General features: G+C 44.3%; 7 protein-coding genes. 5 read left to right on the top strand and 2 right to left on the bottom strand.

Annotated elements, in window-relative coordinates; all coding sequences use genetic code 11:
- Window positions 1–86 precede the first annotated feature (86 nt).
- From DW743_RS11880 to DW743_RS11860, 5 genes are all read left to right on the top strand, one after another.
- Window positions 87–6,482 (top strand): hypothetical protein, encoded by a 6,396-nt coding sequence (locus DW743_RS11880; protein WP_147345103.1) that lies wholly within the window; start codon window positions 87–89, stop codon window positions 6,480–6,482.
- Between the two features lie 141 nt (window positions 6,483–6,623).
- The gene (locus DW743_RS11875) at window positions 6,624–7,787 is read left to right on the top strand and encodes a hypothetical protein (RefSeq protein WP_117761601.1); all 1,164 of its coding nucleotides are present in this window, start codon (window positions 6,624–6,626) and stop codon (window positions 7,785–7,787) included.
- A gap of 37 nt (window positions 7,788–7,824) precedes the next feature.
- Window positions 7,825–8,538, top strand: a complete 714-nt coding sequence (locus tag DW743_RS11870; protein ID WP_055266217.1) for a hypothetical protein — start codon at window positions 7,825–7,827, stop codon at window positions 8,536–8,538.
- Between the two features lie 516 nt (window positions 8,539–9,054).
- Window positions 9,055–10,023 carry a hypothetical protein gene (locus DW743_RS11865; protein ID WP_055266219.1) on the top strand — a complete coding sequence of 323 codons (969 nt, stop codon included), beginning with the start codon at window positions 9,055–9,057 and terminating at the stop codon, window positions 10,021–10,023.
- A 115-nt stretch (window positions 10,024–10,138) separates the two neighbouring features.
- Window positions 10,139–10,612, top strand: coding sequence for a hypothetical protein (locus DW743_RS11860; protein ID WP_147345104.1), 474 nt, complete (start codon window positions 10,139–10,141; stop codon window positions 10,610–10,612).
- Window positions 10,613–10,684: 72 nt separating this feature from the next.
- Here DW743_RS11860 and DW743_RS11855 read toward each other — a convergent pair whose 3' ends face one another.
- Window positions 10,685–12,388, bottom strand: a complete 1,704-nt coding sequence (locus DW743_RS11855) for an ABC-ATPase domain-containing protein (RefSeq protein ID WP_055266223.1) — start codon at window positions 12,386–12,388, stop codon at window positions 10,685–10,687.
- Window positions 12,389–12,652: 264 nt separating this feature from the next.
- Complete coding sequence (locus DW743_RS11850; protein WP_055266225.1) at window positions 12,653–13,666, bottom strand: LacI family DNA-binding transcriptional regulator; 1,014 nt, start codon at window positions 13,664–13,666, stop codon at window positions 12,653–12,655.
- Window positions 13,667–13,941 lie beyond the last annotated feature (275 nt).

Raw genomic sequence — 13,941 nt, 5'->3', positions numbered from 1 at the left:
GCGAGCAGTAACAATAGCCCTTTGGAGGGCTAATAATAAACCACCAGTTGAACTGGTGGTTGCTAACTAAGACTTCTTTTGCGGGTGTGGTAGGAAAAGAAAAATTTAAAAGTGAAGAAAATGCAGACGGTTCAGACAACGGTACACAATATAATTCCGGTGCACTGATTTATGGAAGTGTCATCGGAAATCCGATCAGCAACATTGTTGGAATCACTCTGAAAAATGTGACATTGGATGGAATCAGAGTGACAGGTGTGGAAAAAGACAATGGCATCACCTATGCGCCACTTCTGATCAATCGAATTGCAAAAGCAGCAAAATTGACCGTAGATAATCTCTCCACCTGTGACAAATATATGACAGGAGAGGGCAATAATCAAGAAACTGCGTATGCTGCAACCAGTCTGGTCGGCTCCGTCGGTGACAAGACAGCATCCAAGCTGACTCTTTCATTTTCCAATATTGCACTGGACGGACGTGTAGCCGAAGATTCAGAAAAATCTACCTCTGTGTGGAATAATAGAACCGAGCAGGTAGAGTATCACACAACTCATACGATATTTACCCGGGCAATCCTTATGGAGTACTTTATGTATTCTTCCGATGGTTCCGGTACGTATAACTTTAACAGTACCGATAATAAAGTTACTTATGGTGTGGAGCTGACGAATACAGGGACAATTGGTCGAAATCCGGATAAGCAGTATCAGTACTATGATGTGGACAGCTATATCACAGATCAGAAGAATAAAAATGCGAATGAAGCTTATGTGAAAGACAGATATAAGGACACGAATTTTCTTCGTTATGTCAGGGTAGCACAGAAGATTGAAGAAAGTACATATGAGCTGGATATCAACCAGAAATCTACTGGTCTGCTGAAAGGCTGCGGTACCTATGGGGATCCGTATATTATTGAAGACGCACTTCAGCTGAGTTCACTGGCTTCTTATATCAGTACCCCGGGCAGTATTTCAAACTTTCAGGTAGCATTTAATTCAAAAGTCCTGGAAAGTCAGACACAGACAGCAGAGAACTACCATACGCAGGGGAATGCTACTTCTGCTACTACAGGCACGGATATTATCTATACATGGGAAAATAATGCATGGAAAGCGGATGGAGCAACAGATACAATAGATACAGCTAAAGCAACCAGCTATCTGTTAAATGCGTATTACAAAATCGAGAAAGACATTACGATTTCCGCAGAAACCTTCAGCGGACTTGGTACACTGACGAAACCATTCAGCGGTGTGATTGTTGGTTCAGCTGATAACGGCAATCCCATCACTGTAAGTATGAAAGGATCGAACGTGAACAAAGACAGCTTCGGCGGTCTGATTGCCTACAGCCGTGGAAGCGTAGTAAAAGATCTGACGGTGGACTATTCAGATGCAAAGATTCAGATGCAGGCTGTAAGTAGTTTGCCGGGAACAGATAAAAATCCATTCTTTGGCGGAGTTATTGGTTATTGCATGGGTGGTGATACCATTATTGATCATGTGTCCGTACAGTATAATGAAAATACAGTATCATTTAGCGGTGACTATGAAAAGTTAATAGCTGCCGGAGGATATGTCGGTCTGGTTGGTGGGGCAACCAACGTAACCGAAAAGAGTGACTATGAAAAAACCGGCGGTGGAGTAGTTTTCCGCAATATGGATAGTACAAAAAATACCTTTACGACGGTATGTGCGGAAGCGGCCGGTACAAAGAAAACAGTAAAGATGTCAAGTGATGATGGTACACCCAATGGTAAATCAACTACAGATGGCGGTGACTATTTCTATCGCAACCCCTATGTTGGCCGTGTATTAGATGGCTATGCATGTGCAGAAAACTGTACTGTAGACAATACCGATAAAAACTATACCATTCAACGTTTACAGGCAGGGAAAAGTGACCTGACGGTATCCGAGGGAAATGATGTATTAAACGCTACTGTAGCGTCTGAACAGGGACTGTGGCTGCTGTCCGCGATTATAAACAGCGGTGCAGGAGCGATGGATTCTACAGGGAGTTATACGGATGTAGACGGGGTGGTTGATGCGTATCAGTATGGAAAACCACGTACTGCGACGTATGAAGGAATCGGAACAGATGCGGGAACAGATGCAGATACAAGGCTTGCAGATGAAAAATACTGGGGTGGAAATGCAGGTTCTGCAGGAAGTGATGGTGCAAAAAACAGAGTTTCTTATCTGGTCAAGAACTATACAACAGGTACCACAGCAGCAAGGCTGGCAGGAAAGAGCAGTGATACAAAGACAGCTACGAATATCCCGGTTAATCTTACATTCAGTGTAGAAAGCATTGATATGACTGCTTATGGCAATGGATTCCGGGGGATTGGATGCAGTTATGGGGAGAATAAGGTTGTTTGGAATAATGATTGCAGTATTCCAAAAGTATATCGGCGGAATCTTCTGATAAAGAACATTTCTGGTAATGAAAAAAATGCCACAAAGATTATATTAGACATGAATCAAAATGAGTACGGAATCGAATATACAGATGGTTCATGGCGAAATCAGGGAGCAGGAGTATTTGTCGATTTTCATTTTACAAAAGAGTGTAGTGTGAGCAATCTTGCAATATCAGGAAATGTTAAGATCGGTCTGTTTAATAAAACAGATCCAAATTTGTGCCGTGTGGAAGAATCAGATAACAAAATAGGTGTTGGTGGATTCGCTGCGAGAACGGCCAATTCTACAGGTAAGGTTATTTTTAATGATTTTTCTCTAGCGAACATTGATGTATATGGCGGCACAATGACAGGTGGAGCCATTGGTTATATTGATGGATATAATAATTCTAAGAGAGATGTAACTTTTGACAACTGGTCTATTGAGAATGTAAAGGTATCAAAATGGGTTAAGAACGATGGCAGTTCAGGTGGTTTAATTGGATGGAATGTTGGATATGGTACTTTGGAAATCACAAGAGATTCTAATAAGGATGTTAATATCAACAATCTTAAAGTTACTACAATTTCAGATATATATGGTACAGCCGCAGCAGGAGGCCTTGTCGGCGCTTGTGATTTTTCTGGTGTGAATATTGAAAATGTGAATGCAAATAATGTGATGGTTACCGGAGAAAAAGTTCGAGATGTTGCTGGTTTGATTGCAGGAAAAAGAAATGGAACAAATATAAACATTAATGTGAGTAGTTGTGTCCTACATTCTATTGAAGTAAACAATCCGAAAAAAACAACAGGTTATACAGGAGGCATAATTGGATATCATGATAGTTCATTGGCTATTTCAGGGGTAACCATGGATTGTAATTCAAAGATTAACGGACAGCAATACACAGGTGGTTTTGTAGGTCAGTCAAATGCCAATGTTCAGATCATGAATTGTTCGGAAAGGGATACCTATGTAAAGAGTGATACGCAAAACTGGGTTGGCGGTTTTATTGGACATCTTTATAAAACAGCTACGTTCCAAAATTGTCAACAGGAAAATGTTACTGTTCTTGGTCGATATGTGGGTGGTCTGATTGGAGCAGCTGATGGAAATATACAGGCATCGAATGTAGCATTTGCGAATGTAGTGGTAGCTACAAAACAATCAGGGACGAGAAATGCGGGTCTGGTAACAGGATCTACTTATATTAATAAAAAAAATATTAGTGTTAAAGGATATAATTTTCTTGCACAGTCATGTAAAGTCGGATTAGTTGATGAAAAAGGAGCAAATGATCTATTAAAAGCAGATATTAAAGCAATGGATACTGCTGGATTCTGGATTGGAATAAGTGGTCCAAATGATAATATTAACCTGACAGCAGTTTCTGCCTCCGGCACTGTTTTACCACAGAAAGACATTGGAACTCAAAACGGTTCTGCTACCATCATCTACGCCGATGCCAACGCTGATCAGACCTACCGGCCAACCGCCTCCACAGCGAAACCATCCTCTTCCGCCAGCCCATGGGTAGATGTCAACCCGAAGAGTGATGTGCCTTTTGCAGATGGAACAGTTATGACCGGTAATGCGGCAGGAACTGGAACAGCCAGAGCAATTTTAACCGAACTGGGCAGAGACTCTCATGATTCAGCTTACTACTGGAATGTAGACGATAGTACGAAAAAGAGTGTTGCAAAACTATTAAGTCAAACAAACGACGCGTATCTTACAACTTACAGAGTCGAAGAAAACGCAACCACAACGGTAGGCGAGAATGTTGACTTTCCGGTGCTTGTTGTAAATAATACCGCAGATGTGGATGGGATGATCTGGGATTATATTGCGGCAATGACAAATGTGAGCAATGGAGATACGGCGAAGAAACAAAAGAAAGACATTACAGCAACGAGTTATAAATGGGACAGCAAGACTCATAATTTTGCACCTCAGACAAATGCAAGCTTAAGTGTCAGCTCAGGAAAGAAGCTTTCCATCACCCCGAATGCATATGATAACCAGTGCAGTCAGTTTACCTTGCTGGATGTGACCTACATAGATCCGACAGACACCACAAACCCACATGTTTTCCATCTGTACATTCCGGTGCTTGTGAAAAAGGTTCTCTATATCAATTTCAAAACAAGGTTTCTTGCAGGAACGGATTACTGTGCATTGGATTATCCTATGACAGATACAAGCAGAAATCATTATGCAACCGCAGACTTCAATGAACCATTGACGGCATTGATAGAATACAGCTATGAGAAAGAGACAGACTGGCAGTCCATGCTGGACAATGGTGAGAATCTGCTGTGGTATTATGACAAGGTTCTGGATCTGGCATCGGGCAGTTCGGGTAATACACAAAAACTGCTCCCGGAAGGAACGAAGCTGACGTTGGTAGACAGGCAGACCAAACAGTATTATATTTATACGACAGACGGAAACGAGGATTTGCACAGCTTTAACCTTGCAAATATGACAGTGCCAGGCAGTACCGGTCAGGGTCAGACACCTCAGAAATTCGCTCCTGTTTATATCTGCGATTTACTCGGGCTGAAGGCAGATCCGGTGTCGGAACCGAAAGATGGAACAACCTATTATGTGAAGGAGACAGATCCGTCCAAAGCAACGGTCAGAATCGGCGCAGACTATTACCGGAAAGCGGAAGAAAAGGACAAAGATGCAGAAAAATATCGGATGACAATACCGGAAACGGATACTTCTTTGAATTCACAGGAATGGAAGGAAGAGTACTATCTTACCATTCAGATTCCAAAGACAGATGGAGTGTCCATTGTAAACAACCGATTGTATGCCGCAACAATGTCACGCAAGGAAGGTACGTTGCCGGCTGTCATTAAATCGGATAAGGATGCGGATAGTTCTGCTTACGTAGTATACAATGGAGTTCAGCAGACGTTCAGCATTTCCACCAGCCGTATTCATAATGGAAGTCCGATGGGAGATACTGCGATGGAAAACGGAGACGGTATCAAAATTAAGCTGACAGGTAAATTGTGGCTGACAGAGGCAGGGCAGGCTCAGTTCAAGTCACTTGGACCTTCTGAAGTTTATCACGAGTTTGATATCAGCCTGAAAAAATATTTGGAAAATGCGGCTGGAATCAATGGTGTGATCGGTACAGAAAACATCCAATATATATATCAGTTTTCAAAATCAGATGGAACAGAAATCTATTCAGAAAAAGGTAATAATTCAAACGCAGCCGGACTTGAAACGATGTCGCTTCAATATGGAGGCAGAACGTTGAAAAGCGCAGTGGAAAAGGCAGACAGTGAGAAGAATGCGATAACAGTTACAGCTGAAATCACACTTACTTATGATAACGTGGATGGTTTTCCGGTAAGGGGCACCGCAGATACAGATAATAGTGGTGCATCCGTTGTTGGTGTGTCACGTATTGCCAACACATCCACGCAGCTGCCGATTACAGAAAATAAAAAAACTGAAGAAGATAAAAATCGTTATTACATTACAAACCCATCCAAAGCTATCCTCAGATATTCCAGCGTAGATGGAACCGGAATCGGAGATACGACGCAGCAGCTTGGAGTCAACCCGAGCGATGTAGCAAAGAACCGTTCCGACATGATCTATACAAGAGCAGATTATGATTATTCCAATGTGGATGCAGAAACTCTTTCCAAGGCTGCAGCCATCCGCTATAAAATGGAATTGTTCCAGAAAAACGAGAATGGAACTTATGATGAAACAAAACCGTTGAAAATTGGATCTTATCTCCAGAATATTGTCAAAGATTCAAAATCAGATGATATTTCCGGAAATGGTGATAAAGCATATCAGTGGAAGAACAATTTTGTATCGGACGATACGAAGCACCAGTTTGCGCAATTTACCTTTACGCCATTGAGTGGCGGGAAATTTGAACAAAATAGCTATACTTATGCAAATTACAGAGTGCGCCTGACTGCGGTTCTGCTCGATAAAAGCGGAAGTGAACTGGATGGTACGAAAGCAACGGATTATATCATCTATACAAATGCCCGGATCTATCAGGATATGATAGACAATAATTAAGATACCAGGGTCAAAAGGGGCAAAAAACCTTTTGCCCCCAACATTTAATTAAGCGATCCGGCAGCAAACAAAATGTTGCCGTTCGCCGGAAAATGGTGGACGGTAACAATAAAAAATAGGACAGAAGCGAGGTGAAAAGGGATGCGCTGGAAAAAAGGAAAAGAAGAGCTGACGGCAGAAGAATACAGACAGAAAGCGCAGAAACAGATAGAGCTTCTGAAAAACCAGTGGAAAATCTTTTTCCGGACGGGAATCATCGTTGTTGCGGCTTTCATTGTGATGATCGTTGTAAGTATTGCATGGTTTGTCAGCAATACCAGGGTCGATGCAACGGGTGTTGCTATCCGGCCTGCGGATATGCCCTTCGATCTTGCCGCAGCAGGGACAGAAAGTAATGCGTCTGCAGATCGAGGCATGTATGACGAACTGCTGACAGTATCCCCGGGAGCCTCAAGAGAGATAGACGGGAAAAAATACTGGTCTACCGATGGAAGCCACACTTCCATCTGCTGGGCTGTTACACCGGAAAGCAATATGAACAATACGGATGAGGATGGAAAACCGACAGGGATTGAGCCGGGGTCTTATGGAAAAATGACATTTTACATCATTCCCAATAAGGATGGTCCGCTTAAAGTAACGTTGGAGCTGGTTCTGGCCGGATATCAGATAGCGGATGACAAAAAGAATGCGGAGAATGTGACCAAAAATGATTTAACGGAAGTTACGGATCCGTCGCTGCAGCAATTGCTGGAAGGGCACATTCTTTTGTTTGCGGGATACAATGAGAAGGCGGGGTGCTATAAAGGCTGGATATCCCGGGATGCAGGAGTATGGCGCATGAGTCTTGGCAGCGGAACGGAAGCGGCTGTCCTTGAAGTAAAGAGTGGAAAGCTGACCTGGAACAATACGAACGCCCAAAAAGACACTGCTTATCCGGTTACGATATACTGGATCTGGCCGGAAAGGCTGGAGTCGTATCTGAGAAAAGCAGATGGCTATAGCGGAAAGAATCCGCTGCTGTTTCCGGAAGATCTATCAAGTGAGGATAAGGCACTTTCGGCATTGCCGGAGAACCTGTTTGAGACGATGGGCGAAGTGGAGGAGAATTCATCATCGAACCGTTATTTCCGGTGGGAGGATTCTGCAAAATTTCAGGAGAATGTTACAAAAGATACGCTTTCACAGATACGGGAGAAATTCAATCCGGCTCTCTATTCTATGGTCGCGGCTTACTATGATTCAGCAGACCAGTATCTTGGGAAAAACGTCCAGTATGTGCAGCTGAAACTGGATGCGCAGTAAAACCGGACAAAAACGTGGCAAAGAAGGAGGTGCTTCCATGAAGGAGCAGACAGAGAGACAGCAGGATGAGGTCAGACAGGGGAAGCACAGGATGCGGCTGACGCGGAAAAAACGGGTTGTCATATCTGTGATTCTGACATTCTCTGCCCTTCTGGCGCTGCCGGTTTTTGCCTGGCTGTATATGCATCGAAGCATAGAGACGATAACGAAAGTAAATATGCCAAACGCATTGCTGATCGGAGCCGGAGATGCAAAACCGATCCAGCAGCTGGAGCTGAGCAATATTGACGTTTCCGGGGCGCAGAAGTATAAAGACGTTGTATTCTGTGTGTACAGCACAAAGCCGGGACTGGCTTATCATCTTCAGCTGGCACATACTACGAATATTGGATTTTCGTATGAAATTGATAAGGCATCTATAGAAACGGATGCGGTGAATGGAAGTATTTTTTATCTGGGGGATTACTATAAGAAAGGTAGTAAGTTGGCAGGAAACTATTTAAATAAAGAGACAGAAAGCAACTATGCAACAAATGCTTATCATGAGAAAACATATGAAAAATATGGGAATGTTCAGATATCAGCAGAGCCTCTTTATTGGAAGACAGCCAGTCAGGAAAAACTTCCGGATGAAAGGCAAAAGCCAGATAAAAATGGGAATTATGTGAACTATTATATTCTGCATATCACCTGGGATGAAACGGTACAGAACAACAAAGAAACGGATATGATTTATATTATGGCGGGCTGAGTAACAGCGAAATCCGCAGCCGGGAGTCTGGAGGGGACATTCTGGCTGTGGATTTTTTAATAAAAATGTAAGACTGTAGCAGTGGCAGTCTAATCGCAAATATGATATAGTAATAGAACAAAAGAACATCATACTATAGCATCTGTGTCTGCAACGGAACAGACCTCTCTTCAGCACATAATTGGGCGGGCGGAAGGGTACAGAAAAGAGTGATGGTTACTTGGGGTCAGGTACCATTAGAGAAACAAAAACGATTTGGAGATTGCTGGGCTTGGAAATTTAGGAATCAAAACAAATTGTGTTATCGTCTCTTTCGTGCTAAACTAAAAACACACAGACATCGATGGCAAAGAAAATAGAACACGGATGCGAAAGGATGAAAATGGATTGAGAAGTAAAACTCGAAAAAAATATTAAGATGCCAGGAAAATCCGTACGGAAAAAATTATAGAGAAATGAAGCTGCGGCAGAATAAAAGCAGGTTAAGAAGAAAACAAAACAGAAAGAAGGGGATCTATGAGAAACGAATTTGCACGGAATCTGGATCTTGCGCAGGCGAAGATCCAGTATGATGAACAGTGCAAAAAAGTGCTGGGTGACAAGAACGTTCTTTCCTGGATCCTGCAGAGAACGGTAAGGGAATATGCGGGGATGAACCGGGAAGAAATCATGAAATGCATCGAGGGGGAGCCAGAGATCGGAAGCCGGAGAGTAAACCCGGGAGAAACCAATGCATCGCAGATTACGGGAATGGCGAATGAAGATAAGGTAAACGAAGAAGGAACCATTTTTTATGATATCCGATTTTTTGCCTGGATACCCAAAAGCAGAGAAAAAATCCGCCTGATTATTAATGTGGAAGCACAGAAGAAATACCATACGGGATATTCTCTGACGACACGCGGCGTGTTCTATGGGGCAAGAATGATATCGGCACAGCTGGGAACAGAGTTCGAAATTCCGGAATACGATAAGATCAAAAAGGTGTATTCCATCTGGATCTGTATGAATGCACCGCAGTACATTGGAAATGCTATTTCAGAGTATAAACTTGAAAAAACAGACCTGATACCGGGGATTCCGGATCGAAGGAAAGAATACGACAAACTGTCGGTCGTGATGGTGTGCCTGAATACAAAGAAAGAAACAGAGGATCAGTTTCTGGGAATGCTGCAGACGTTGTTTAATACGGAGCTGGCAGAAAAAGAGAAGAAAGAGCGTTTGGAACAAGAGTATGAAATTCAAATGGAAAACGGATTTGGAAAGGAGCTGAGCTTAATGTGTAATTTGTCTGATACAGTAGAGGAACGTGGAATCCAGAAAGGGATCGAGAAAGGAATTGAACAGGGAATGGAAAAAGGAATCGAGAAAGGCAAATTAGAAATGCTCTTTTCCCTGGTTCGGGACCATGTTTTAAGTAGTGCGGATGCTGCGAAGAGAGTTGGAATGTCGGAAGCAGAGTTTGTGAGTTTGATGCAAAAATAAAGCGATGATATGAAACGACTCGGGGACAGATCCTACTCGGGGTCAGGAACCATTAGGCGTAAATAGAAAAACTGAGATAGAGGGAACATATATGCGATTTCATTTTCAATATAAGGTGATCTATGAATCAGGAGATATTTTTGAGCAAAATAGAAGAAATGAATTGTGTGTTGATATCACGCAAGAAGAATATAAGAAAATCATTACAGGCGTACTTCAAGGTATTTCAATAAAACAGATTGAAGGAATATCGGAGGTAATTACGAAAATGACAGAAGATGTTCTGTTTGCGGATCGCTGGATGAACAAAAATGGTTCCATGAGAAGCACACCGTTGAAGAAAAACAGAAAAATTTCGGAAATAGAATTTTTTATGACAGAGAATGAACTTCAGCGGATAAAAAAGGAAAAAGATCCGATCAGGATGCTGGAACGCCCGAAGGAGCAGATGACGGTGTATAGAAGTGATGGAACTTATATTACGCTTGAAACAGAAAATGGACAGGTAATCATAAAAGATTCTACAGAGAAAAATAGTTATCGGATCGTGGATGCGGACTATTTTATTCATCATATTGTGCGTGGATAAATAAAAATACAGGGCATAGAAGTAAAAATCATAAGGGGCTGAACAGAAAATTTTTTGTTCAGCCCCTTCCTTTTATCTGAATTTCAAATTCCTGCACCGGTTCAGGCAGGCGAAGATTTCCTGGCGTCTTGGGCGAGCCAGGTTGCCGGGGCGTCCAGGGGCCAGGAGCGCCAAAAGCCCTTTTTCATCCATTTCTTTTTCCAGCAGATCGACAACCTGAATTAAGGTTTTCTTTCCATCCATCGCCCGCTCTGCAGCCTCTAAAAGGAGCGCCGCCAGTCCGGAGAGCTGCTCGGAATCCGTGAGTTGTTCCACGGCCCGCAGGTCAGTCAGGGATTTATTAACCAGAATGGATTCCTGTCCCATCACTTTGACTTTTGTGCGGTCGCTGCCGGTTAAGACTTTATCCGGCAGTGGATGACGCTGGAAAGACGGGAGTGCAAACGGACGCACAGAAGCCGTAAACGGCGGGAATTCCGCGGCAATGGCTTTGGCACGTTCTGTGATGTCATACGGAACATATTCTTTCATCTGAATGACCGTATCGGCAACATGAAAATAGGAGCCGGAACTTCCTGCGACGAGAATGGAAGAAATCTCAAGCTTTTCATACAGGTCACGCACGCGGCTGATAAACGGAGTGATTGGCTCTTCGCTGTCGGCCACCACGCGCTGCATCAGTTCATCGCGTACCATGAAATTCGTGGCGGAAGTATCCTCGTCAATCAGGAAAAGTCCGGTGCCGGATTCCATTCCTTCGATTACATTGGCGGCCTGTGAGGTGCTTCCGCTGGCATCCGCGGTTGAGAAAGCGGTCGTATCACTCTTTCCCGGGAGATCGTGGATGAAAAGGGAGATATCGACATTGCTGATGCTGCGGGAGTCCTCGGAGCGGAGCTTTACAGCGCTTGCATCGGTGATAACATATTCCCTTCCGTCTCCGGCGATGTGGTTGTATACACCCATTTCCAGCGCCTGCAGCAGGGTGGACTTTCCATGAAAGCCGCCACCGACAATCAGAGTAACGCCAAGGGGAATGCCCATGCCGGAAATCGGTCCGTGATTGGGAAGATCCAGCGTAACACGTAAGGTGTCGGGAGAAGAAAATGGAACCGCATGCCTCATCGGAAGATCAGAAACACCCGTTTCGCGCGGGAGAATGGCGCCATCGGCAACAAAAGCCGTCAGGTGCTTTTCTTTTAACTGCTGCCGAATGGCCTGCTGATCCTCAGAAAGAGCAGCAACCGCGGCACAGGCTTTCGGATTCAGAAAACGGTACAAAAGCGATTTTTCCACGCAGCCCGGCAGAAAGTCGAAGAGAATGCGGATCAGCTCCTGGGCGGCGATGGTGCGGCCGTTGGCGGGAAAACCGATTTCCATGTTGAGAACCAGACTGCCGTTTGCTGCATTGAAAACACAGGCGGTGCGCTCGAGAATCTCCTGACCGCAGCGGCTTACGCCAAGCAGTCCGCTTTTGCCGGATCCCTTTGCACGGAAGGAATACGGTGCGATTGCGCGTGCAAACTGGCGCAGCAGGTAATCCTGAAGAGCGATGCGCTTCTCGTACGTGTCGTACAGGGACGGCGGAAATGCGGCAGTTTTTCCGGTGACATGGATGCTGACGCGCGATGGTGCGGCAAAGGGATCGCCCTGGACGTGGTCGATGGAGAGGATATAGTTTGGAAACTGGTAAGCACCGCGGGCAGACTTATAGGCGGGATAACTTTTGTGGTTGATATTAAATAAAAGCTGTTTCAGGTCATTTGCAGACTGCATAAAAAAAACTCCTTTCAAAATGAAGATTCTTTGTATAGATCATTTGTGATAACTATAGCATAGCAGAACGGAAAAATCCAAAGCAAAATGGTGCAGAGCAAAAAAGAGCGAAAAGCCTCTCCACAGAGGGAGGACTTTTCGCTCTTTTTTGCTGTGGCAATGCAGGGAAGGAGACAGCATGGAATATCAGGATGCCTGCTTTGCACGCCGTGTGCGTTCGAAGTGAATCAGATAAATAAGAAATACAGGAAATTTCGCGAAATGTCAACGTTTGGAAACGCTCTGGCGTTTTACCAGTTTGGTTGCCATGCACATTTTCAGACACTCGCGTTTCGGGTCAGATACGCGGTCAAGAAGGCGCTGGACAGCGGTTGCGCCGAGTTCCCGTTTTCTGACTTTCATGGTGGAAAGCGGCGGAACCATCATATCGCACATCGGAACATCGTCGAAACCGATGATGGAGACATCCTCCGGGATGCGGTAGCCGTTTTCGCGCAGCGCGCGCATGGCAGCAGCAGCGATGATGTCATTGTCGGCGAAATAAGCATCGGCGATCGGCGCTTTCGACTCAAGGAGACGCAGCATGTCGCGGTAGCCATCGTCAGAGGTCGGGGAAACGGCGTGTACATAGGGATGGGAGGTGCTTATGCCGTTTGCGCGGAGTGCCTTGTAATAGCCGTCGGCGCGCTCGGAGAAGTTGCTGATGTCGAGGCTCGAATGAAGGTAGCCCACGTTTTTGTGACCGCACTGGATCAGATAACTGGTGGCGTTGAAAGCGCCCTGGATGTTGTTAATCAGAACGCAGTCGTAATCCAGCTCGTCGTAATAGCAGTCCACCACAACAATCGGGACAGAAAAATCGCGGAACTTGCGGAAATCGGACGGCGCCATCTCGGTTGCGAGAAGGAGAATCCCCTCACAGTCCACAGCACGGAGCGCGTCAAGCTGGCTGTCGATGTCCATCGTCTCATAAAAATAGGAGATATGGAGTGCACAGCCCTGACGGGTGCATTCGGTGGAAATTCCCTCGGTCAGCTGGGAGAAGAACGGTGTGTCGGCAGCGACTTTTCCATGCTTTTTATAATTGACCAGCTGGATAATGCGGGAAGATGCGCCGGAAGATTCGTTCTTTTTGGGCTCATAGCCATACTCGGCTGCAGTCTTTAAAACCAGTTCCCTGGTGGCATCGCTGATGCCGGGTTTATTATTGAAAACCATCGAAACGGTGGCAGGCGATACGTTAATCAACTTTGCCAGTTCTTTTGCAGAAATATTCATAAGATTTTACTCCTGTTCCATAAATTCGGGATGCCAGAAATCTGTAAAACAGCGGCCAGATTTCTGAAAAAGTATTAAACTCATGGTCTGATTTTAATATGAATTAAAAAGGAAGTCAACTTCTGAGCGGAAAAATTTAAAAATATGAAGGAATGCATAAAAAACGGGTGCTGTTTTTGTGTAAATTACTAAAAGATATTTAATATAACTAAAACAAGATTGACAAATTCAATTATATTTAGTAATATAAGGGCTATAGAAAAGAAGATGATTCA

This window comes from Blautia sp. AM28-27 (genome assembly GCF_003480905.1).
Taxonomy (GTDB): Bacteria; Bacillota; Clostridia; order Lachnospirales; family Lachnospiraceae; genus Fusicatenibacter; species Fusicatenibacter saccharivorans.
The sequence above is the reverse complement of the archived record's forward strand: the minus strand, read 5'-3'. Positions and strand labels throughout refer to the sequence as shown.